At 69.3% G+C, this 21,328-nt stretch carries 22 protein-coding genes; 7 read left to right on the plus strand and 15 right to left on the minus strand.

Features of this window, described 5'->3' with window-relative positions:
• Nucleotides 1–59: 59 nt before the first annotated feature.
• Complete coding sequence (locus tag ACQPYZ_RS11025; protein ID WP_433167360.1) at nucleotides 60–1,001, plus strand: ATP-binding cassette domain-containing protein; 942 nt, start codon at nucleotides 60–62, stop codon at nucleotides 999–1,001.
• A complete protein-coding gene (locus ACQPYZ_RS11030) occupies nucleotides 998–1,741 on the plus strand; it encodes an ABC transporter permease (protein ID WP_433167361.1) in 744 nt (247 codons plus the stop codon). The genes ACQPYZ_RS11025 and ACQPYZ_RS11030 overlap by 4 nt, the downstream gene beginning before the upstream one ends.
• Here ACQPYZ_RS11030 and ACQPYZ_RS11035 read toward each other — a convergent pair.
• From ACQPYZ_RS11035 to dapA, 4 genes are read right to left on the minus strand one after another with little or no spacing between them, the layout of a single operon-like run.
• Nucleotides 1,725–4,862, minus strand: a complete 3,138-nt coding sequence (locus ACQPYZ_RS11035; protein WP_433167362.1) for a BTAD domain-containing putative transcriptional regulator — start codon at nucleotides 4,860–4,862, stop codon at nucleotides 1,725–1,727. The two genes, ACQPYZ_RS11030 and ACQPYZ_RS11035, sit on opposite strands and share 17 nt — an antisense overlap.
• Before the next feature lie 46 nt (nucleotides 4,863–4,908).
• The gene (locus ACQPYZ_RS11040) at nucleotides 4,909–5,676 is read right to left on the minus strand and encodes a DinB family protein (protein WP_433167363.1); all 768 of its coding nucleotides are present in this window, start codon (nucleotides 5,674–5,676) and stop codon (nucleotides 4,909–4,911) included.
• Between the two features lie 55 nt (nucleotides 5,677–5,731).
• Nucleotides 5,732–6,181 carry an iron chaperone gene (locus ACQPYZ_RS11045; RefSeq protein ID WP_433167364.1) on the minus strand — a complete coding sequence of 150 codons (450 nt, stop codon included), beginning with the start codon at nucleotides 6,179–6,181 and terminating at the stop codon, nucleotides 5,732–5,734.
• Between the two features lie 37 nt (nucleotides 6,182–6,218).
• Nucleotides 6,219–7,133, minus strand: a complete 915-nt coding sequence (gene dapA, locus ACQPYZ_RS11050; protein WP_433167365.1) for a 4-hydroxy-tetrahydrodipicolinate synthase — start codon at nucleotides 7,131–7,133, stop codon at nucleotides 6,219–6,221.
• Between the two features lie 72 nt (nucleotides 7,134–7,205).
• On the opposite strand from dapA, the gene ACQPYZ_RS11055 reads away from it, so the two are divergent.
• A complete protein-coding gene (locus ACQPYZ_RS11055) occupies nucleotides 7,206–8,309 on the plus strand; it encodes a LysR substrate-binding domain-containing protein (RefSeq protein ID WP_433167366.1) in 1,104 nt (367 codons plus the stop codon).
• A gap of 228 nt (nucleotides 8,310–8,537) precedes the next feature.
• Here the strand turns inward: ACQPYZ_RS11055 and ACQPYZ_RS11060 are convergent, their stop codons facing one another.
• The 5 genes from ACQPYZ_RS11060 to ACQPYZ_RS11080 are packed head-to-tail and all read right to left on the minus strand — an operon-like array spanning nucleotide 8,538 to nucleotide 12,105.
• Nucleotides 8,538–8,930: a VOC family protein gene (locus ACQPYZ_RS11060; protein ID WP_433167367.1), complete on the minus strand. Its 393-nt coding sequence runs from the start codon at nucleotides 8,928–8,930 to the stop codon at nucleotides 8,538–8,540.
• Nucleotides 8,930–9,586 carry a metal-dependent transcriptional regulator gene (locus ACQPYZ_RS11065; protein WP_433167368.1) on the minus strand — a complete coding sequence of 219 codons (657 nt, stop codon included), beginning with the start codon at nucleotides 9,584–9,586 and terminating at the stop codon, nucleotides 8,930–8,932. The genes ACQPYZ_RS11060 and ACQPYZ_RS11065 overlap by 1 nt, the downstream gene beginning before the upstream one ends.
• A gap of 13 nt (nucleotides 9,587–9,599) precedes the next feature.
• Nucleotides 9,600–10,469, minus strand: a complete 870-nt coding sequence (locus tag ACQPYZ_RS11070; RefSeq protein ID WP_433167369.1) for a metal ABC transporter permease — start codon at nucleotides 10,467–10,469, stop codon at nucleotides 9,600–9,602.
• Nucleotides 10,466–11,203, minus strand: a complete 738-nt coding sequence (locus tag ACQPYZ_RS11075) for a metal ABC transporter ATP-binding protein (protein WP_433167370.1) — start codon at nucleotides 11,201–11,203, stop codon at nucleotides 10,466–10,468. Before ACQPYZ_RS11075 ends, ACQPYZ_RS11070 begins: the two co-directional genes overlap by 4 nt.
• Nucleotides 11,200–12,105 carry a metal ABC transporter substrate-binding protein gene (locus ACQPYZ_RS11080; protein WP_433167371.1) on the minus strand — a complete coding sequence of 302 codons (906 nt, stop codon included), beginning with the start codon at nucleotides 12,103–12,105 and terminating at the stop codon, nucleotides 11,200–11,202. The genes ACQPYZ_RS11075 and ACQPYZ_RS11080 overlap by 4 nt, the downstream gene beginning before the upstream one ends.
• Nucleotides 12,106–12,184: 79 nt before the next feature.
• Here ACQPYZ_RS11080 and ACQPYZ_RS11085 point away from each other — a divergent pair, with 79 nt between their 5' ends.
• Entirely contained in the window at nucleotides 12,185–12,706 is a 522-nt protein-coding gene (locus ACQPYZ_RS11085; protein ID WP_433167372.1) for an NUDIX domain-containing protein, read from the plus strand.
• Between the two features lie 40 nt (nucleotides 12,707–12,746).
• Here ACQPYZ_RS11085 and ACQPYZ_RS11090 read toward each other — a convergent pair whose 3' ends face one another.
• The 4 genes from ACQPYZ_RS11090 to ACQPYZ_RS11105 all read right to left on the minus strand — a co-directional run bounded on the left by ACQPYZ_RS11090 (nucleotide 12,747) and on the right by ACQPYZ_RS11105 (nucleotide 16,835).
• Nucleotides 12,747–14,792 carry a PQQ-dependent sugar dehydrogenase gene (locus ACQPYZ_RS11090; RefSeq protein ID WP_433167373.1) on the minus strand — a complete coding sequence of 682 codons (2,046 nt, stop codon included), beginning with the start codon at nucleotides 14,790–14,792 and terminating at the stop codon, nucleotides 12,747–12,749.
• A 173-nt stretch (nucleotides 14,793–14,965) separates the two neighbouring features.
• Nucleotides 14,966–15,790, minus strand: a complete 825-nt coding sequence (locus ACQPYZ_RS11095; protein WP_433167374.1) for a MauE/DoxX family redox-associated membrane protein — start codon at nucleotides 15,788–15,790, stop codon at nucleotides 14,966–14,968.
• 13 nt (nucleotides 15,791–15,803) lie between these two features.
• Nucleotides 15,804–16,406: a cell wall protein gene (locus ACQPYZ_RS11100; RefSeq protein WP_433167375.1), complete on the minus strand. Its 603-nt coding sequence runs from the start codon at nucleotides 16,404–16,406 to the stop codon at nucleotides 15,804–15,806.
• 15 nt (nucleotides 16,407–16,421) lie between these two features.
• Nucleotides 16,422–16,835 carry a hypothetical protein gene (locus tag ACQPYZ_RS11105; protein ID WP_433167376.1) on the minus strand — a complete coding sequence of 138 codons (414 nt, stop codon included), beginning with the start codon at nucleotides 16,833–16,835 and terminating at the stop codon, nucleotides 16,422–16,424.
• Between the two features lie 184 nt (nucleotides 16,836–17,019).
• Here ACQPYZ_RS11105 and ctaD point away from each other — a divergent pair, with 184 nt between their 5' ends.
• Nucleotides 17,020–18,759, plus strand: coding sequence for an aa3-type cytochrome oxidase subunit I (ctaD, locus tag ACQPYZ_RS11110; RefSeq protein WP_433167377.1), 1,740 nt, complete (start codon nucleotides 17,020–17,022; stop codon nucleotides 18,757–18,759).
• Nucleotide 18,760: 1 nt separating this feature from the next.
• Here the strand turns inward: ctaD and ACQPYZ_RS11115 are convergent, their stop codons facing one another.
• Nucleotides 18,761–19,078, minus strand: coding sequence for a hypothetical protein (locus ACQPYZ_RS11115; protein ID WP_433167378.1), 318 nt, complete (start codon nucleotides 19,076–19,078; stop codon nucleotides 18,761–18,763).
• Between the two features lie 136 nt (nucleotides 19,079–19,214).
• On the opposite strand from ACQPYZ_RS11115, the gene ACQPYZ_RS11120 reads away from it, so the two are divergent.
• Nucleotides 19,215–19,907: a hypothetical protein gene (locus ACQPYZ_RS11120; RefSeq protein ID WP_433167379.1), complete on the plus strand. Its 693-nt coding sequence runs from the start codon at nucleotides 19,215–19,217 to the stop codon at nucleotides 19,905–19,907.
• 10 nt (nucleotides 19,908–19,917) lie between these two features.
• Here the strand turns inward: ACQPYZ_RS11120 and ACQPYZ_RS11125 are convergent, their stop codons facing one another.
• The gene (locus tag ACQPYZ_RS11125; protein ID WP_433167380.1) at nucleotides 19,918–20,475 is read right to left on the minus strand and encodes a hemerythrin domain-containing protein; all 558 of its coding nucleotides are present in this window, start codon (nucleotides 20,473–20,475) and stop codon (nucleotides 19,918–19,920) included.
• A gap of 155 nt (nucleotides 20,476–20,630) precedes the next feature.
• Between ACQPYZ_RS11125 and ACQPYZ_RS11130 the strand changes: the two genes are divergently transcribed.
• Nucleotides 20,631–21,320 (plus strand): GAF and ANTAR domain-containing protein, encoded by a 690-nt coding sequence (locus tag ACQPYZ_RS11130; protein WP_433167381.1) that lies wholly within the window; start codon nucleotides 20,631–20,633, stop codon nucleotides 21,318–21,320.
• Nucleotides 21,321–21,328 lie beyond the last annotated feature (8 nt).

The following is a 21,328-nucleotide window of genomic DNA, read 5'->3' on the forward strand; positions in this document are numbered from 1 at the left end:
TGTCAGCCGTGTCAGGACAGTGTCAGGGCGGTGTCCGGGCGCCCACGCACTGTTGTCGCATGACGACTTCAGCGATCACGGCCTCCGGCCTCCGGAAGGCCTACCAAGACAAAGTGGTGCTCGACGGCATCGACCTGGAGGTCCCCGCGGGGACGATCTTCTCCCTGCTCGGTCCGAACGGCGCCGGCAAGACGACCACGGTCAACGTGCTCACCACGCTGATCAAGGCCGACGGCGGCACGGTCCGGGTGGCCGGGTACGACGTCGCGACCGAGGCCAAGGCGGTCCGGGCGGCGATCGGGGTGACCGGCCAGTTCGCCGCGGTCGACGAGCTGCTGACCGGGCAGGAGAACCTGCAGCTGATGGTGGACCTGCACCGGATCCCGGCCGGGGACGGCAAGAAGCTGGTCGCCGACCTGCTGGACCGCTTCGAGCTGACGGAGTCGGCGCAGAAGCCGGCCACGACGTACTCCGGCGGGATGCGCCGCAAGCTCGACCTGGCGATGACGCTGGTCGGCGATCCGCGGATCATCTTCCTGGACGAGCCGACGACCGGGCTGGACCCGCGCAGCCGGCGGACGATGTGGTCGATCATCCGTGAGCTGGTGGCCGACGGCGTGACCATCTTCCTCACCACGCAGTACCTCGAGGAGGCCGACCAGCTGGCCGACCGGGTCGCGGTCCTCGACCAGGGCCGGCTGGTTGCCCAGGGCACCCCCGACGAGCTCAAGCGGCAGATCCCCGGGACGCACGTCCGGTTCCGGTTCGGCACGGCCGAGGAGCTCGACGCGGCCGCCCGGATCATGCCGGACTCCACCCGGGACGACGAGACCCTGACCCTGCAGGTCCCCAGCGACGGCGGCACCAAGTCGGTCCGCGGCCTGCTGGACCGGCTCGACGAGTACTCGCTGAGCGCCGAAGAGTTCTCGGTCCGCACCCCGGACCTCGATGACGTTTTCCTCGCCCTCACGGGCCACACCACGGAGGTAGTCGCGAAATGAAGTCCCCGTCGATCGTGATGTTGCGCCGCAACTTCAAGCACATCGCCCGGAACCCGATGACGGTGTTCAACGCGGTCCTGATGCCGGTCGTGGTGATGCTGATGTTCGTGTACGTGTTCGGAGACGCGTTCAGCGTCGGTGTCGACTACGTCGACTACGCGACCCCGGGCCTGCTCCTGCTGGCCGTCTGCTACGGCCTGGGCTCGGTGGCGGTGTCGGTCAACTCCGACGCCACCAAGGGCATCATCAACCGGTTCAAGGTGATGGACGTGCCGCGCAGCGCGGTGCTGACCGGGCACGTCGTCGCCAGTCTGCTGACCAACCTGCTCGCCATCGCGGCGATCCTCGGTGTCGCGTTCCTGCTCGGCTTCAGCCCGTCGGCGAGCTTCGTCGACTGGCTCGGCGTGATCGGCGTCGTCGTACTGCTCGGCTTCGCGGCCGGCTGGCTGACGATCGCTCTGGGGCTGGCGGCGAAGTCGCCGGAGACCGCGGGCCTGGCGTCGGTGCCGCTGGTGATGCTGCCGTTCTTCAGCAGCGCGATCGCACCGACCGACAAGATGGGCCCCGGCGTCCGGCAGTTCGCGGAGTACCAGCCCTTCACACCGATCATCGAGACGCTGCGCGGGCTGCTCAACGGTACGCCGGCCGCCGGCGACGTCATCCCGGCCGTGGCCTGGTGCGTCGGGATCGCCCTGGTCGGCTACCTGTGGGCGTCCAACACGTTCACGAAGCGAGCGTGACCTCGGCCAACGCCCTCCAGTCCGCCTTCGCACCCTCTTGCGTCGCCTCGGTGAACCCCGTGTCGCCGAGGCGACGCCGTATGTCCTGCTCGATCCGGTCGATGTCCGGGTTGGAGCGATCACGCAGGCCGGCCACAGCTGTGCTTGCCCCGAGCAACTGGGCCGCCAGCTCGTACCGCTCCTGACGCAGCGCGAGGTCGGCGAGACCCACGAGCGCGTTCGCGAGCATGAGCGCGGACCCGACCTGACGGATGACCTCGACGACGACCGTGAAGTCCGCACGGGCTTGGGCGAGGTCCGGCGCGAGGTAGCCGCTCAACTCGGCGATCACCCCGCGGACACCGGGCCGGTCGGCGGTGCTCGCCAGCCTGGCCGATGCGATCTCGAGCTGCCGGCTCGCCTCCTCGACGTCGCCGGTCCAGCGAGCGAGCCGGGATTTCGACAGGGCGAGCTCGGCCAGCGCCTCCGGCCAGGCCACCTGGCGAGCCAACCGCTCCGCCTCCGCCATGGCCGACGCACCGGCTTCCTCGTCGTCCGCCAGCCAGTACAGCTCAGCCAGCCGCGCCTGCAGCCGTACGGCGTCCTCGGTCGCGCCGACCTCTTCGACCACGACGGTCGCCTGCAGGTAGTAGTCGCATGCACTGCCGAACTCACCGCGTACGGCGACGCGGTCAGCCAGCTCGGTCAACGCGAACGAGGTCAACCACCGCTCGCCGATCGCGCGGGCCTCGGTGAGTGCCTCCTGGAGGTACCGGTCCGCGTCAGTCCCGCCGTCGCCCTGATGGATGCGCAGCTTGCCGAGCTGCAGCCGGGCCAGCGCTCGGACCCAGGGATTGTCGTCAGTGAGCAGCTCCTCGAACGCCGGCACGTGCTCCTCCGGCGCCTCCAGCAGTCGCTCCATCGCGCCGGCGAATCGCACGGCCGGATGCGCGCTCTCGACCTCACGGCTGACCCGGTACGCCTCGTGGATCCACTCCGCCGCGTCGTACTGATCACTCCGCCCGGAGACCCCGAACCCGACGACGAACGAGTAGACGACCGCCTTCACGTCGTTCGGCACGTCGCCCGGCAGCGCCGTGGCCGCCATCAGCAGCTCGTTGGCCTCGGTCTTGTGACCACTGAGCCACCAGTACCAGCAGGCGGCGCCGGCCAGCCGCATAGCACCCTCGGCCTCGCCCGCTGCCAGCGCGCCGCGCATGGCCGCGGTGATGTTGTCGTGCTCGGCCCCGAGTACGGCGAGCCACTCGAGCTGCTCGGTACGCCGCAGATGCGGGTCCGCGGTCTCGGCGAGCTCGGTGAAGTACGCCAGATGCAGATGCCGGGCCAGCTCCGACTCGCCCGCCTCCTCGAGTCGCTGGACGGCGTACTCCCGGACCATGCCGAGCATCCGGTAGCGCGGAGCCTCGTAGCCCTCGGCAACTACCAGCGACTTCTCGGTGAGCGCGGTCAACAGCTCCAGTACGTCGCGCGCGTCGACGGACTCACCCGAGCAGACGTGCTCGGCCGCTTCCAGGCTCGCGCCGCCCGCGAAGACCGACAACCTGCGCAACACCACTCGCTCGGCCTCGCTGAGCAGCTCCCAGCTCCAGTCGATCACCGCGCGCAGGGTCCGGTGCCGCGGCAGGGCGGTCCGGCTGCCGCCGGTCAGCAGGCGGAACACGTCGTCGAGCCGGTTCGCGAGCTGGTCCAGGGTCATCGTGCGCAACCGGGCCGCGGCGAGCTCGATCGCCAGCGGCATCCCGTCCAGTGCCCGGCAGACCCGGGCCATGGTCCTCAGCGTGGCGGCGTCGTGCCCGAGATCCGTGCGGACGGCGCCGGCCCGGTCGCGGAGCAGCTGGATCGCCGGCGACGACTCGATGTCGCGGAGGTCGGCGTTCTCGTCGGGCAGGATCAGCGGTACGACGTGCCACAACGCCTCGCCGGTGATGCCGAGGGGTTCGCGACTCGTCGCCAGGATCCGCAGCCGACGGCACTCGCCGAGCACCCGGTGGGCGAACGTCGCCGCCGACTCGATCACGTGCTCGCAGTTGTCCAGGATCAGCAGCAGCTCCCGGTCGCCGATCGCGGTGATGACCCGGTCCGTCGGCTCGGCATCCGGTGGCCCGCCGAGCAGCGCGTCGCGGTGACCGAGCGCCGCGAGCGCGGCCTGGGCCACGTCGTCGTCGGCTCCGATGGCCGCGAGCTCGACCATCCTGGCCCCGTCCGGCAGGTCGCCGAGCAGCGAACGCGCGGTCTCCGACGCCAGCCGGGTCTTCCCCGAGCCGCCCGGTCCGATCAAGGTGGTGAGCCGGTGGCCGGTGACCAGGTCGGTGACCGCGGCGACGTCGGCGGCCTTGCCGACGTAGCTGGTCAGCTCGGCGCGCAGGTTGGACGGCGGGCTCTCGGTCTTCCGTCCGAGCTCGCCTCGCAGCAACGCCAGGTGCAGCTCGGCGAGCTCCGGCGAGGGGTCGACGCCGAGCTCGTCGGCCAGCGTCTTCCGCGTCCGTTCGTACACGAGCAGGGCCTCGGAGTCGCGGCCCGACGCGACCAGGGCGCGGATCAGCGCGCCGACCAGGCGCTCCCGCACCGGGTGGGCGGCGACCAGGTCGGTCAGTTCGGAGACCAGGTCGGCGCCGTGGCCGAGGGTGATCTCGGCGTCGTACCGATCCTCCATCGCGGTCAGCCGGAGCCGCTCGAGCCGGGTGGCGGCCGCGTCGAACGCCGTACTGTCCTGGAGACCGATGTCCTGCATGGCCGGGCCGCGCCAGAGGGCGAGCGCCTCGCGCAGTCGGCGTACTCGCTGGGGCTCCTCGCCGTCGCGGGCGGGAGCGAGCAGGCGCTCGAACCGGACGGCGTCGACCGCGTCCGGATCGATCTTCAGCCGGTAGCCGTCGGTCTGGCCCTCGACCGAGCCGTCGGGCAGCACCTTCCGCAGCCGGGAGACCAACCGCTGCAGGGCGTTGGCCGCCTCCGCGGGCGGGTGCTCACCCCAGATCCAGTCGACCAGCGTCGCCTTCGGAACCACCTGGTTCGGCTCGAGCGCGAGCGCGATCAGCAGCGCACGCAACCGGGCGCCCGGTACGTCGGCGAGGACGCCGTCGTCCGTGCGTACCTCGAAGGAACCGAGCATCCCGATCTGCACCCGGCCGATTGTGCCACGGGGCTGTGCAGGCTCCGCGCAGCCCGGGTCAGGCGCTCGGCGGTCGCTCCCGGGCCGCGATCGTGTCGAGGTCGCGGACGGCGTACCGGTGGTGCTCCCACTCCTCCTCGAGGATCACGTGCAGGCAGGACAGGGTGGTCTCCGGGTGGTCCGGGGACCACGGGTTCTTCCTCGCCACGGCCAGCTCTTCGGGGGTGACGGTGGCGATGAAGTCCCGCACCATCGCGACCCGGCCGGCGCGGGCCTCGAGCACCTCGTCGTACGACGGGGTCTCCGTGGTGAACACCGACACGTCAAGGCCATCCTCCTCGGCCTCGGGGTTGGCGATGCCGAGGGGATGGTACGGCTGCTCCAGCTCGAGGATCGCCCTGCGCAGCCAGACGTCGGTGGCCAGGACGAGGTGCCGCAGGGTCTGCGCGAACGACCACTCGCCGTCGACCGACTCGTCGACCGCGCCGGCCGGCATCGCCGTGGCGCGCTCGAGCGTGGCCGCCCAGGTCCCCTCGACGGCGGCCCAGGCCGCGCGCAGGCTGGCCGGATCCGGGGCACGCCGGTCCTCGCGGCCGGGGAAGCGGCGATCGAGCTCAGCCTCGACCAAGGGGACCACGTCGACGCCGTTGACCAGCACGACGTTCTCCTCGTCGGCGAGCCAGGGCGAGTCGATCTCCGTCCGCCGTACCTCGACGCCGCGCATGACGACATCGGTCAGGTCGGCCCCCAGGAACCGCGCGCCCGTCAGGTTCGTGTCGTGGAACGTCGCTCCCCGCAGGTCGTCCGACCGGCTGAATCGCGTCATCGCCCCTCCTCGGCTCAGCTACTGGACCTCACCCTAGGGACGGGCGCCGACACTGTCAGCTGACGGCCTTCTTGACGAGGGCGGTGAGCTTCTTCTCGACGGCGGGGGTCAGCTTGGTGAGGGCGAACGCGGTCGGCCAGAAGTCGCCGTCGTCGAGGTTGGCCGGGTCGTTGAAGCCGAACGTGGAGTAGCGGGACTTGAACTTGCCGGCGCCCTGGAAGAAGCAGACGTTCTTGCCGTCCTTGTAGTAGGCGGGCATGCCGTACCAGAGCTTCGGCTTCAGCTCGGGGGCGTGCTCCTTGATCAGCTCGTGGATCCGCTGGGCCATCGCGGCCTCGTCGTCCGGCAGTTCGGCGATCTTCTCGAGGACGGCGGTCTCGTCGTCCGCCTTGCCGCGGGAGGACTTGAGCTCGCGGGCGCGCTCCTTCATCGCGCCGCGTTCCTCCTCGGTGAATCCGTCGTACGACTTGTCCTTGGCGGTGGTGGTCTTCTTCGCAGTGGCCATCGGAGTGTCCTTGTCTGGCGATCCGTTCTGGTGCTTCTCACCCTAAGGAGCCGGCCGCCGCCGGAGCTTCTCGAATCCTGATCGATTCCGCGGCGGAGAGGGCGGCGGTTGTCGACGCGGCGCCGGCGGGGAGGAGCGGGAGTCGGACGTGCGGGCTCGGGATCCGGCCCTGAGCTGTCAGGACGGCCTTGATGACGGTCGGGTTGGGCTCGGCGAAGAGAGCGCGGGACAGCGGGAGCAGGAGATTGTTCAGGCGACGCCCGTCGTCGGTGGGGCCTGCGAGCCAGTTGGCCACGAGGTCGGCGTACGCGTGGGTGGCGACGTTGGCGCTGGCCAGGATCGCCCCGGTCGCACCGAGTGCGAGCAGTGGCGCCGTGTAGAGGTCGTCACCCGCGAGTACGGCGCAGTCGGCCGGTCGCGTGCTCAGGAACTCCATCGTGGCGTCGTCGATCCCGCCGACGGAATGCTTGAATCCGGCAACGTTCGGGATACGTGCGAGCCGCGCGCAGGTGTCGGCTCCGAGGGTACGGCCGGTGCGGTAGGGGACGTTGTAGACGATCAACGGCACGCGGCTGGCCGCCGCGAGCCGGCGGAAGTGCTCGACGACGCCGTCCTCGGACGGGCGGGTGTAGTACGGAACGACGGTCAGCGCCGCGTCGACCCGCGGGTCGAGGCCGGCGAGTGCCTCGATCGAGCCGGCGGTCGAGTTGGATCCCGCGCCGACGATCAACGTCGCACCACGCTGCTCGCACACGCCGGCGCAGATGTCGACAACCCTACGACGCTCCGCGGCCGTCAGCGTGGCCGGTTCAGCAGTGGTGCCCAAGGCAACGATGCCGACCGCACCGTCGTCGAGGACGGCGTGCGCGAGCGCCTCCAGTACGTCGTCGGCCAGCCGGTCGTCGGCGGTGAACGGGGTGATCAGCGGAACGAAGAGCCCATGGAATGCCATGCCGTCGACTCTCGCTGAGTCGCCTTCATCAGGTCCAGTTCACGTTTCTGCCGATGAGCGTAAGCTCACCTTATGCTCGACGTCCGGAGGCTCCGCCTACTCCGTGAACTGGCCCGCCGCGGCACGATCGCCGCCGTGGCCGAGGCGCTCGCATACACGCCGTCGGCGGTGTCCCAACAACTCACGGCTCTCGAGCGGGAGACCGGCGTACGACTGCTGGAACGCACGGGTCGTCGGGTGACGCTGACTCCGGCGGCTCTCGGACTGGTCGAGCGCACCGAGGAGGTTCTCGCGACCCTGCAGGAGGCCGCGGCCGAGTTGGCCGCTTCCGCGACAGCGCTCAGCGGGACCCTGCGGATCGGAGTGTTTCCGACGGCGGTGTCGACAATCCTCACGCCTGCGCTGGTGGCGCTCAGCACGGACCACCCGGGCCTGGATCTCACGGTGACCGAACTGGACCCAGCTGCGGTCCCGGACGCGCTCCGCGACGAGAGCCTCGACATCGCCCTCATCCAGGAGTACGACTACGTGCCGCTCGTTTCCGACCAGGGTCTGCAGACCGAGCCGCTGCTGGAAGAGACCGTCCATCTGGCCGCGCTGACCGACGAGCCGCTGCCCGCACGCCACGACGCGACCTGGATCGCCGGTACGCCGGGAACGCTGTGTCACGCGATGACGATCAGGGCCTGCGAGGCGGCCGGCTTCACGCCGCGGATTCGCCACCACGCCGACGACTTCGGCGCCGTACTCGCGCTGGTCGCGGCCGGTCAGGGTGTCGCCTTCGTCCCTGACCTGGGCGCGGTCGCGGCTCCCGGCGGCGTCGTACTCAATCCGCTGGAGATCCGGCGCCGTACTCACCTTGCCTACCGCCGAGGCACCGCCAACCACCCGTCTGTCGCCGCCGCCCGCACCGCCCTCCACACGGCGGCCACCAACCCGGGGCTGCGTCGTAGGATCGTGCGCGTGGCGGAGGATGTGGTGGAGCCGACGGAGTTCCCGCGGCGGATGGGCAAGGTCGCGCCGCGCGAGCTCGCGGCCAACGGCTACACGCGCTACGAGCACCTGACCGCCGTCACTCCCGCCGAGCTCCTCAAGATCCACGGCGTCGGCCCCAAAGCCATCCGCATCCTCGAAGAAGAACTCCGTGCTCGAGGCTTAGCCTTCGCCGACGATTAGTGGCCGCCCAGGCGCCGGTTCTCGAGCGCACGCGGGGCTCGGTGGACGTGCATACAGGCCGTCCGGTCTGCAGTTCGACAGGAGGTGTCCCGCGCTGCCCGGTATGGATGAGCGCGGACTGCCGTATTTCCCGAGGTCGCGGCGGCACATGTCCTGTCGAGCTGCAGGCCGGAGTGTGGTGGGTGGCTGTCGGCGGTGTGGTGGAGGTACGGCGAGACTTTGGCTGGGTCAGGCGACATACAGGCAGAACGGATGTCCGGCTGGGTCCAGGAGGACGCGGACGTTGTCCTGGGGCTGGAAGTCAGCGAGCGTCGCGCCCAGCTCGAGGGCGTGGGCGACCGCAACCTCCAGGTCACCGACCTCGATGTCCAGGTGCATCATCATCTGCTGCCGGCCTTCGACCGCCGGCCAGGTCGGCCGGGTCCACGGCGCGGAGGTTTGCGGCTGGAAGGCTAGGTACGTCTCGGAGTCGCCCGGCACTGCCAGGACGAACTCGTTGGGCTCGTTCTTGTGGATCCGCCAGCCGAGCACCTGGTGGTAGAACATCCCGAGCGCCTGCGGGTCCGGGGCGTCGATGACCGTGCCGAGCCAGTGGCCCTTGTGCGAGCGTCCTCGTAGCATCACGGGTCCCTGGGGGTGACGCGGATGGCGTAGGCGGTGGTGAGGCCCAGGGCTACGGAGGTGCCGTCGTGCTCTACGTCGATCGTGGCGTCGTCGCGGCGGTTGACGGTGAGTGTGGTGCCGATGGTGATGCCGAGTTGGTCGAGTTGACGGAGGAGCTCGGGGTCGCTGTCGGAGACCCGCGCGACCCGGGCCCGGACGCCCTCGCCGACGGTGTCCAGCCGGAACTGGTCGTCGGGCGGCATGGTCCCGTCCGCGCGCGGGATGGGGTCGCCGTGCGGGTCGTGGTCGGGTTCGCCGAGGCGGACGGCCAGCCGCTCGACGAAGGTGTCGGAGACGGCGTGCTCGAGGATCTCGGCCTCGTCGTGCACCTCGTCCCAGCCGTACCCGAGGTAGTGGACCAGGAACGTCTCGATCAGCCGGTGCTTGCGGACCATCGCGAGCGCGATCCGCTGTCCCTCGGCGGTCAGCTCGATGGCGCCGTACCGCGCGTGCGCGAGCAGCCCGCGTTCGGTGAGTTTGCGGACCGACTCGGACACCGACGAGGGGGACAGGCCGAGCCGGGTCGCGAGTCCGCCGACGGTCACCGCTTCGTCGGACCACTCCCGGGCGTTGAAGACGGCCTTGAGGTAGTTCTCGACGACTCTGGCTTCCATCGCGTCCTCCCGCTCATCCGATCGCGGCTGCGCGCCGGCGACTGGCCGTCAGATGCTTGCCGAGCACCCCGTGGCGCGGACCGAACAGGTAGACCAGGGCGAACACGACTCCCTGGACCACGACGACGAGCCCGCCCGAGGCGGCGTCCAGCCAGTAGCTGAGGTAGATGCCCAGCACCGAGCATACGGCCGAGATGACCGGCGCGATCACCAGCATGCGACCGGACCGATCGGTCAGCAGGTACGCCGTCGCGCCCGGGATGATCAGCATCGCGACCACGAGAATCACCCCGACCACCTGCAGCGCGACCACCGCGGTCAACGCGAGCATGCCGAGCAGCAGCGCACCCAGCCGGCGCGGGGACAGCCCGATCGCGTGCGCGTGGATCGGGTCGAACGCGTACAACGTCAGGTCCCGCCGCTTGAGCACCAGCACGACCAGAGCCACCGCGGCGAGGACGCCGATCTGGACCAGGTCCGTGGTCGAGACCCCGAGGATGTTGCCGAAGATGATGTGGTTCAGGTCGGTCTGGCTCGGGGTGACGGACACGAGCACCAGCCCGAAGGCGAACAGTGTGGTGAACACGATCCCGATCGCCGCGTCCTCCTTGACCCGGCTGGTGTCGCGCACCACCCCGATCAGCGCGACCGCGAGGAACCCGAACACGACCGCGCCGAGCGCGAACGGCGCACCGATGATGTAAGCGATCACCACGCCGGGCAGTACGGCGTGCGACACCGCGTCACCCATCAACGACCACCCGAGCAGCACGAGCCAGCACGACAGCACCGCACACACGACGGCCGCGAACACCGTGGTGATCAGCGCACGGACCATGAAGTCGTACTGCAACGGCTCGAGCAGGTAGTCGAGCGGCGTCATGCCGCACCCTCCTGCTCGAGTACGTCGAGACCGAAAGCCCGCGCCAAGTTCGCCGGCTGCAACGCCTCGGCGACCGACCCGTGGAACAGCACCCGCTGCAGGAGGAGGACCGCCTCGTCGGCCAGCTGAGGCAGCGCGTGCAGGTCGTGCGTCGACACCAGGATCGCCCGACCGTCTCCGGCCAACTCGCGCAGCAGTCCGACGATCGTCGCCTCGGACCGCTTGTCCACGCCGGCGAACGGCTCGTCCAGCAAGAGGATCCGGGCGTCCTGAGCGATGCCACGGGCAACGAACGCACGCTTCTTCTGCCCGCCCGACAGCCGGCCGATCTGCCGGTCCGCGTACTCGGTCAGCTCGACCCGCTCCAACGCCTCGGCCACCGCGGCGTGGTCGGCGGCCCGCGGGCGGCGGGTGAAACCCTGGTGCCCGTACCGGCCCATCATCACCACGTCGTGCACCGACACCGGGAACGTCCAGTCGACGTCCTCGTTCTGCGGGACGTACCCGACCCGGCCGCGCTTCCGGGCCGCCGCCGGGTCGATCCCGTCCAGCCGGACCGTGCCCTGGTCGGGCCGGATCATGCCCATGATCGCCTTGAACAGCGTGGTCTTCCCGGAGCCGTTCATGCCGATCAGCCCGGTCACCTTGCCCGGCTCGACGGTCAGCGACACCCGGTCGAGCGCGAGCACGTCGCCGTACCGGGCGACGACGTTCTCGACCTCGATCGCGCTCATGACGTGCGTCCCGTGAGTCCGCGGACGATCGTGTCGGCGTCGTACCGGATCAGGTCCAGGTACGTCGGGACCGGGCCGTCCGCCTCGGACAGCGAGTCGACGTACAGCGTGCCGCCGAAGTCCGCGCCGGTCCCCTCGGCGACCTGCCGCATGGACTTGTCCGAGACGGTCGACTCGCAGAACACCGCGGGTACGGCGTTGGTCTGGACGAACTCGGTCGCGGACGCGATCTGCTGCGGTGTCGCCTGCTGCTCGGCGTTGACCGGCCAGATGTACTTCTCGGTCAGCCCGGCGTCGCGGGCGAGGTAGGAGAACGCGCCCTCGCAGGTGACCAGTGCGCGCTGCGTCTTCGGCACCGCCGCCAGCCCCTTGACGAGCTCGTCCTGCACCTTCTGCAGCTCGGCCTTGTACGTCTTCCCGTTCGCCGCGAAGTCGGCCGCGTGCGAGGCGTCGAGCTCGGAGAACGCGTCGACCATGTTGTCGACGTACACCTGCACGTTCTTCGGGCTCATCCACGCATGCGGATTCGGCTTGCCGGCGTACGAGTCCTCGGTGATGTCCATCGGCGCGACCCCGTCGGACACGACTGTGTGCGGTACGTCGACCGACTCGACGAACTGCTGGAACCACAGCTCCAGGTTGAGCCCGTTGTCCAGGATCAGGTCGGCGTCCGACGCCTTCCGGATGTCGCCCGGGGTCGGCTCGTAGCCGTGGATCTCGGCACCCGCCTTGGTGATCGACTCGACCTGCAGGTGGTCGCCGGCGACGTTCCGCGCGATGTCGGCGAGCACGGTGAACGTGGTCAGCACGACCGGCTTGTCGTGGCCCGACGCCTGGCTCGTCGAGCACCCGGGCAGGAACCCGAGCGCGAGGACCAGCAAGGCAGCGAGAGTTTTCGGCACACCGAAAACATAGAAGTTCGGTAGACCGAAAACAAGACCGGATTGCGGATCGGCGGCCCGGCTGGGAGGGTGCTGAACCGTGGACGACGACATCCGCCGCGGCGATCTGCTCGCCGAGGGCGAGCCGGAGCGGGAGTTCCATGCCGGGATCGCGGGCCGGCTGCCACGCAAGACCGTGGCCGGCGGCGCGCTGATCCGCGACCGGGCCGGCCGGATCCTGTTCCTCGAGCCGACCTACAAGCCGACCCTGGACATCCCGGGCGGCATCGCCGAGTACGACGAGTCGCCGTACCAGGCCTGTGTCCGCGAGGTCGAGGAGGAGCTCGGCCTGGCGCTCGCGATCGGCCCGCTGCTGGTCGTCGACTGGGTTCCGGCGCTCGGGATCTGGTCCGACGCGCTGGCGTTCGTCTTCGACGGCGGCGTCCTCGACCAGGCGACGATCGACCGGCTGGCGATCGACCAGGTGGAGGCACGCGGCCACGAGTTCCTGACCCTCGCGGAGGCGACCCCGCGACTCCGGCCGTCGATGGTGCGCCGGCTGGCGCTGGCTCAGCGGGTCCTCGACACCGGCAGGCCGGTGAACACCGACTTCGGCCGCTGACCTCCCACGCACATGGCGTCGGAGGTCAGCGGCCGGGTCGTCACGAGAAGCGCAGGCGGACGATCACGTTGTCGATGACGGTGGGTGTGCCGCCGTTCCGGTCGTTGTTCGTGGAGGTCAGCCAGAGACCGCCGTCGGGCGTCCGGGTGATGCTGCGGAGGCGACCCCAGCGGCCCGAGAAGACCGCCTGCGGGGTGCCGACGCCAGTGCCCGACGAGTTGATCTGGGTGACCCACAACTGCTGGCCGGTCACGCCGGCGATGTAGATCCAGTCGTTGACGATCTCCACGCCGCTCGGCCCGGCCTGGGCGGTGGACCAGGTGCGCTCCGGCGCGATGTACCCGCCGCAGTCGCCGATGGTTCCCTCGCAGGCCGGCCAGCCGTAGTTGCCGCCCTTCTGGATCAGGTTCAGCTCGTCCTGGCTGTTCTCGCCGAACTCGGCCGCCCAGAGCTGACCGCGGGAGTCCCACGCGAGCCCCTGCGGATTGCGGTGGCCGAGGCTCCAGACGTACCTGGCGTTGCCGCCGGTGCTGACGAACGGGTTGTCGCTCGGCGCGGTACCGTCCGGGTTGATCCGCAGGATCTTGCCGTTCAGCGAGCCGCGGTTCTGCGCGTTGCCGGAGACCTTCGCGTCGCCGACGGTCGCGTACAGCTTGCCGTCCGGGCCGAACCGGATCCGGCCGCCGTTGTGGTAGCGGTTCTTCGCCAGCCCGGTCAGCACCGGTTCCGAGGTCGTGCCGAGCACGCCGTTCTCGTACTTCATCCGGACGATCCGGTTGTCGTTCGCGGCCGTGTGGAAGAAGTACACCCAGTGGTCGGTCGCGAAGTCCGGCGACAGTGCCAGGCCGAGCAGGCCGCCCTCACCGGTCGTGGTCACCGCGCCTGGCACCGTGCCGAGCGTGGTCTTCTGCCCGGTCGACGTCACCCGCAGCACCTCGAACCGGTCCCGCTCCGTCACCAGCGCCGATCCGTCCGGCAGGAACGCGACGCTCCAGCCGAGGTCCACCTTGGCGATGTCCCGGTCGTACGCCGGGATGCCGCCGGCGCCTCCGGTCGACGTACGGACCGTCACCGCGTTGCTCGCGGCGGACGCGTTGCCGTCGGGATCACGCGCCTTGACGGTGAAGGTGTACTGCGTGTTCGGCGTGAGGTTGGTGATCGTCGCGGTCAGCGAGTTCGTAGTCGACACCTTGGTCGAGCCCTGGTAGACGTCGTACCCGGCGATGCTGCCGCTGTTGTCCGTCGACGCGTTCCAGGCCAGCGAGACGCTGTTCGCGGTGACGCCGGTCGAGCGCAGGTTGCCCGGGGCGGTCGGTGGCTGGGTGTCGCCGCTCGGGGGAGTGGTGAACGTGACCACGTTGCTCTGCTGCGAGGCGTTGCCTGCGGCATCGAACGCGCCGACGGAGACATCGTACGTCGTGTTGGCGGTCAACGTGTCCACGGTCGCGGTCAATGTGTTGCCGTCGACAACCCTCAAGATGTTGCCACCGCGGTTGACCTCGTACCGGACCACGTCGACGTCGTCGGTCGCGGCGGACCAGGTGAAGGTGGCCGCGTTCGACTTGATGTTGCTGACGGCAAGGTTGCCCGGTGGTGACGGCGGCTGGGTGTCGTCGGTGGTCGGGGCAACGGTCAGCCTGTCCGCGTTCGGTCCACCGTCGGCGGTGGTGGCGCGAGCTCGGATCACGTTGGTCCCGGCGTTCAGTTGGAGACGGACCGTCTTGGTCTGCCAGGTGGTCCAGGCGCCGGTGCCGGGGAAGGTGATGCCGACCGCGCCGGCGACGCCGTTGACGGTGAAGTCCATCGGGCGGGCGGCCGTCGTACCGTTCGCGTAGCGGAGCGTCACGTCGGCCGGGCCCGCGGGTGCGGAGACGGTCCACTCGACGTAGCTGCCGACGACATTGTCGTAGTTGACGAATCCGCTGCCGGTGAACCCGGCGTGGTTGGACTCGACCGCTCCTTGGGAGATGGTCGCGTCCTCGGCCTGGTAGTCGGTCGGTGCCGCACCGGCGGGTGGTGCGGGGAGGGTCAGAGCGAGCGCGGCCGCAGCGGACACGGCCGCACGCCAGAGGGTCCGAGGTGTCATTCGAGGTCTCCTGGTGTCCGGGGCGGAGGAGCTGCAGGGGAACCACACAATCATTAGGAAACCTTCCTAACGATGTTCGGCATCACACCATCAGCGCGGACCAGGTGTCAACAGCGTGCAGCCCTCGCGGAACCGGCTTCCGGCTCCGCGAGGGCGGCTGGGTCGTGCGTCGGTCAGCCGGCGGTCGCCAGCACGGTCGGGCGGTAGAGGGTCTGGCCCGACGTCTCGTCGACGAGGGCGACCCGGACGGACTCCGGCGTGGAGTCGTGATGCGGTACGGCGAAGACGGCGGTCGCCTGGCGGCCGTCGTACCTGGCGGTGTAGCTCACGAACCGCCAGTCCTCGTCGTCCCAGTAGTCGCGGATGTCGGACCGCAGCAGCCCGTCGACCGCGCGGTACGCCGGGCTGAGCAGGAGCCGGCGTTGGGTCGCGACCAGCGGGATGCCGTCGGTCGCGGTGCCGGTGAGCGGGTGCGTGATCCGCAACCGCAGCCGGCGCAGGGGGAGGAGCCAGTACCTGTCGAGCTCGGCCGACAGCAGGACGAAGAGGACGGCCTCGGGAATGAGGACGAGTGCTCCTGCTCCCGCCGACCACCATCCGGCGGTCGCGGTCACTGCTGTTCCTGCTGTTGCCAGGAGCAACAGTGCGCGACCGATCGCCCGATAGCCGACCGGTTTCGCCGAGGAACCGACGCAACCGCAAGAGGCCTCCGGCACCACGAGCTTGGCATAAACCAGGTAGCCGGTGAACCCGACCGCCAGCGCCACGGCCGCGATCGCCTCGACGATCCACACCGGCGGTGCGAGCAGCGCCAGCGCGATCACGGCTTCGACCATCCCGACCGCGCGATACGCCGGCGCGGCCCGGTCCTCGCCGACCAACCGTGGCAACGCCGTACGCTCCGCGCTGTCCTGCCGGACGAGCTTGCCGTACGCCGACCAGAGCAAGAGCACCCCGATGAGCAGCGGCTGCGCGGCCGCCACCTGTTGTGCGAACATCGCGGCCTCCCGCTCAGTTCGACGCGTAGATCGTCGCGATGTCGATCTCGTTGGTCCCCGGCCGCCAGGCACCGATCACCTGGGCGTGCCGGCCGACCTTGAGCATCGACAGGTCCGACACCGCCGGCGTGCCGTTGTAGACGGCCGCGGTGAGGCCGGGCTGCACGTGCCCGACGACCTTCTGGCCGTGGTGGTCGAGGTTCAGCGCCGAGCGCCCGATCGACGTGACGCTGATCGTCAGGTTGACGATGTTCACCCACACCGACTCGGCGGCGAGGATCCCGTCCGGCATGAGGACGCCGCGCGCGTACATGCCGTCGCCGATCCGGACCTGGTCCAGCGTGGTCGGCCGCAGCTTCCACACACTGGTGACGCCGGTCAGTTGGATCCGGTGCATTCTGCCGTCGGAGCCCTGCACCTGCAGGAGATTCTCGTTCCGGCCGATGATCAGGCCCTCGGCGAAGTTCGGGTCCGGCTGCCCGGCGTCCGGGTACTGCGTCGCCGCGGCGAACGCGGTCTCCGGGGCGAGTGAACCCATAGCGGTGGCCGCGACCAGGCCGGTGGCGCCGAGCGCGGCGCGGGTGAGCAGGGACCGGCGGTCCATCGTGGTGGTCATCTCGACTCTCTCCTCTCAGCCGACGTCGACGGTGCAGGGGATCAGGCCGGCGCTCAGGCTGCCGATCGCGGAGAACGCGGCCGGCGTGAGGTCGATGATCCGGTTGGAGGCGCACGTCCCGCCGCAGCAGGCACGCTCACCGCAGAACAGGTCGGTCTGCGGACCGCAGTCCGCGATCGACGTGACCACCCGCGCGCCGTTGCACAGGTTGGTCGTCGAGTGCCGGAAGCCGCAGGTACGCCGGGACATCCCGGTGATCCCGCAGCGGTCCGGCCGGGTGATGTCCAGGCAGGCGGCCGACGTGTTCGGCCAGGCGTGCTGGAAGTTGCCCGAATGACAGGTTCCGCAAGCACCACGTCCGGTGCTCGCACACGGTCCCCACGCGTTGCCGCAGCAGAACCATGAGACTTCGCCGTTGACTCCGGCCATGACAATTCCTCCAGGTCTAGGGGCGGACAGACCTACAGAAATCTTTGTACCGCGAACGTGCGGAAAGTCACAGAGCTCACACGAGAAACGGAAACTTTTTGACCACCGTTCAAATGCCCGTCGGGTGGCGCATGGCCGGGGTGGGGGTGGGTACTGCGCGCGGGACTTCGAGTGAGGGGTGTTCATGGTCACGCTTGAGCGGCGGGCGGGGGAGACACGTGGGTTGAGTGTTCGGCAGCCGTTGGGCCGGGTGGCGGTGCGGATTCTGACCACCACGGATCACAAGCTGATCGGCCATCTGTACCTGGTCACCTCGTTCATGTTCTTCCTGATCGCCGGCGTCATGGCTCTGGTCATCCGGGCCGAGCTGGCCGCTCCTGGGCTGCAGATCGTGAACGAAGAGGTCTACAACCAGATGTTCACCATGCACGGCACGATCATGCTGCTGCTGTTCGCGACGCCATTGTTCGTCGGGTTCGCGAACGTGATCATGCCGGTCCAGATCGGCGCCCCGGACGTCGCGTTCCCGCGGCTCAACATGTTCAGTTACTGGCTGTTCCTGTTCGGCGGCCTGATCGCGTCCGCGGGATTCCTCACCCCGGCAGGAGCACCCGACTTCGGCTGGACGGCGTACACGCCGCTGTCCGACGACACCAGGTCGCCCGGTGTCGGAGCCGACCTGTGGATCATGGGTCTGTGGATGGCCGGTCTGGGCACGATCCTGGGTGCGGTCAACTTCGTCACCACGATCATCACGATGCGGGCGCCGGGGATGACGATGTTCCGGATGCCGATCTTCACCTGGAACATCCTGGTGACGTCGATCCTGGTGCTGATCGCATTCCCGATCCTGGCCGGCGCGCTGCTGATGCTGGAGGCGGATCGAGCCCTAGGGGCTCACGTCTTCGACGCCGCCAACGGCGGACCACTGCTGTGGCAGCACCTGTTCTGGTTCTTCGGGCATCCCGAGGTCTACATCATCGCGTTGCCGTTCTTCGGCATCATCACCGAAGTCCTGCCGGTCTTCAGCCGCAAACCGGTCTTCGGGTACGTCGGCCTCGTCGGCGCGACCCTCACGATCGCGCTTTACTCGATCGCTGTCTGGGCGCATCACATGTTCGTCACCGGAGCAGTGAGCGGGTCGTTCTTCTCGCTGATGACCTTCATCATCGCGGTGCCGACCGGGGTGAAGTTCTTCAACTGGATCGGGACGATGTGGGGCGGCTCGGTGTCGTTCGACACCCCGATGCTGTGGAGCATCGGCTTCCTGGTGACCTTCCTGCTCGGTGGGCTGACCGGCGTGATCCTGGCGTCGCCGAGCCTCGACTACCAGCTGTCCGACACGTACTTCGTGGTGGCACATTTCCACTACGTCGTCTTCGGCACGGTCGTGTTCGCGATGTTCGCCGGGTTCTATTTCTGGTGGCCGAAGATGACCGGCCGAATGCTCGACGAGCGGCTCGGGAAGGTTCATTTCTGGTTGCTGTTCGTCGGGTTCCACACCACGTTCCTGGTGCAGCACTGGCTCGGTGTCGAGGGCATGCCGCGGCGCTATGCGACGTACGGCGAGGAGGAGGGCTTCACGTTCTTGCACCAGGTGTCGTCGATCGGCGCGTTCGTGCTCGGGATCTCGACCTTGCCGTTCCTGTACAACGTCTGGAAGTCGCGCAAGGCGCCGCTGGTCGGCGTGGACGATCCGTGGGGCTGGGGACGTTCGCTGGAGTGGGCGACCAGTTCGCCGCCGCCGCGGCACAACTTCGAGCGGTTGCCGCGGATCCGCTCCGAGAGCCCGGCGTTCGACGTACACCATCCGAAGGTCGCGCTGTCGGAGTACCGCGACACCCGCGCGCCCGCCGACAACCTGCTCGACGCGGGCGAGGACCAGGGACGCGTCGACCACCTCAACGATCAGGCCGAGGACTGAACTAGCCGGTCCGTTCTTCCTTCGACTGGCGGTTGCGGCGCCAGAGGTAGAAGACCAGCGACCCGCCGACGAGCAGGGCGAGGAAGACGAACGAACCGACCGCCAGCGGAACCTGGTCGAAGTCGCTGGCATCGGCGTCGGCGTCACCGGGTGGGTTCGCGCCCGGATTCGCTGTCGAGCCCAGGGTCGGCGACGGTGAGTCCGCGGCCGGCACCTGGACGACCTGGGTCTGCTCACCGCCGGCTGCCGCGGCAGAGACCCCGGCGGGCGTCAGCAGCAGGACGAGTCCGGTAAGGAGTACCACGCACAACCGTCGCATTGCGGGCAGGTTCCCTGGTCGGGAGCTTCTACACGCTTCGGGAGATTCGCCGCGGTCATGAGCGGTTGCCGGGGTTAGGGGACGAGCCCTCGGGTACCGACGGCCGCTTGGTGAGGTCTCGGTCAGGAGGGCAGACGTGGGCGGCTATCCGGTGGTGTGGCGGATCCTCTGTACGGCGCTCGTCGCGGCCGGTGTCCTGCTGGGTGTGGTCGTCCTGCCGCTCGAGGTCTGGGTCCTGGTCGCGCTACTCGCCGTCGTCCTCGGACTGACCGCAATCGTCGGCCGGGACCGGCCGACCCAGCCAGTTCCGTCGGCTCGCGGCGGTGCGCGGCCGGTGTTGCTTCTGGTGCGAGCTGTGGGTGTCGGCTTGGCGGTGGCGGCCGTTCTCGCGTTCGCCGTCGTACTCCGCGCGGGTGTGGTGGTACTGGTTGTGATGGTGATTGCAAGCTCCTCGCCCGCGGTCGGGTGGTGGCGTCGGCTGCTCCGGAAACACGCGCGGTCGGCTGAATCGCGCGTTCCGGCGCCTGTCGAATCCCGCACGCAGGCATCACCGGCCGACTCCGCGGTGCTCGCGTTGCCGGCCGCAGATCTGACGACCAGCCAGCTTTGTCGGCAGTGGCACGACAGTTACCTCGCGCTGCGCCAGGCGCCCCCGGCCCAGCGGCTTCGGCTCGTGATGATTCGTCAGCAGTACCTCGACGAGCTCGAGCGCCGCGACCCCAGAGGTCTACGCGCGTGGTTTGACTCCGCCGCCAGCGCCGGTGGCGACCCCAGTCGTTTCCTCACCACCACTCACTCCGACGTCCCACCTGACCAACACTCGTCCTGACGCTTGCCGATCAGGAGGGGCGGCCGCTGAGGCGGTCGCGGAGTCTGTCGACCAGGCCGACGCCTGGTCCGACCAGCTTGTGGAAGAGCTCGGCGTTCGGTGCCGCCGGATGTGGTCGCGTCGGTGCCACTTGCTTCGCCAGCTCGACCATTTCCTTGAGCTCGACCAGGGTGGCGGCCGGGACGTGCGCCCGCAGCTGCGGGAACTGGCTGCTCTCCTCGTCCTGCACGTGATCGCGAAGTACCCGCCGTAGATTGCCGACAATGCTCTCGAACTCGGCGCTGTCCGCGCGGGCGCTCTCCAACCGCTTCATCAGCGTCTCGAGTTCCTGGTGCTCCTCGATGTCGTGCTCGACGGCCCGGGCGCCGTTCGGCAGGTGGTCCCGCATCGCCGGGTACACGTACATCTCCTCGGCGACAGCGTGCCGGACCAGTTCCGCGATGAGCTGGTCCGCCAGGTTCCGCCGCTCCTCCGGATCGCTGGTCGCGACGACCTGGTCGCCGAGGATCTCGACTTCTCGGTGATCCGCCGTCAGCACGTCGATCACATCGGGGTCGCGCGAAGTCATCAGCATCTCCTCGGTACGCCGGAACGGTCGCCGCCTAGGTACCCCGACGAAGCCCCCCGAAAAGTGCGCGGGCTGTGAATCCGGGACGCCGCGTCGACGAGGGTGCAGACTGAGGTCAACTGGCCGTGCAGCGCCGGTCGAGCTGGGGAGGCAGCATGGAGCGAAAGGATCTGCTCGAGGCGGTGACCGAGGTCGCTGCCAGCCTGCCGCCACCCATCGACGTGGACGAGGCGCTCCGGCGGATCACCGCCAGTGCGGTGGAGACCATCCCCGGAGTCGCCTACGCCAGCCTGTCGGTGACGTCGAAAGGCGGAAAAATCCGGACCTTGGCGCCGACCGATGCGGTGGCCGTCCAGGCCGACGATCTCCAGTACGAGCTCCGGCAGGGACCGTGCTACGAGGCGGTGACCGGCGCGCCGATCGTCCAGGTCGACGATCTCGCCGGCGATCTCCGCTGGCCGCAGTACGGGCCGAAGGTCGCGGTGGCGCTGGGGCTGCGGGCGCAGTTGGCGTTCCAGTTCCGGGCCGAGCCGCACGCCAGGGGCGCCCTGAATCTGTACGCCGTCGACGCGCGCGAACTGACGATCGAGACCCGGCAGCTGGGTGCACTGTTCGCTCATCTCGCCTCGGTGGCGCTCGGCTGGTCGCGGCAGGACCAGAGCCTGCACGAGGCGCTCACCACCCGCGAGACGGTCGGCCAGGCGGTCGGCATCCTGATGGAGCGCTACAAGATCGACGCCAACCGGGCGTTCTCCTACCTGGTCCGGGCCTCGCAGACCACGAACGTGAAGGTGCGCGAGGTCGCCGCCGGGATCATCGCGGACACCCTCGACGGCGCGCCGTAGGCGACGGG

It is taken from the genome of Kribbella sp. CA-247076 (assembly GCF_050942445.1).
Lineage (GTDB): Bacteria > Actinomycetota > Actinomycetes > Propionibacteriales > Kribbellaceae > Kribbella.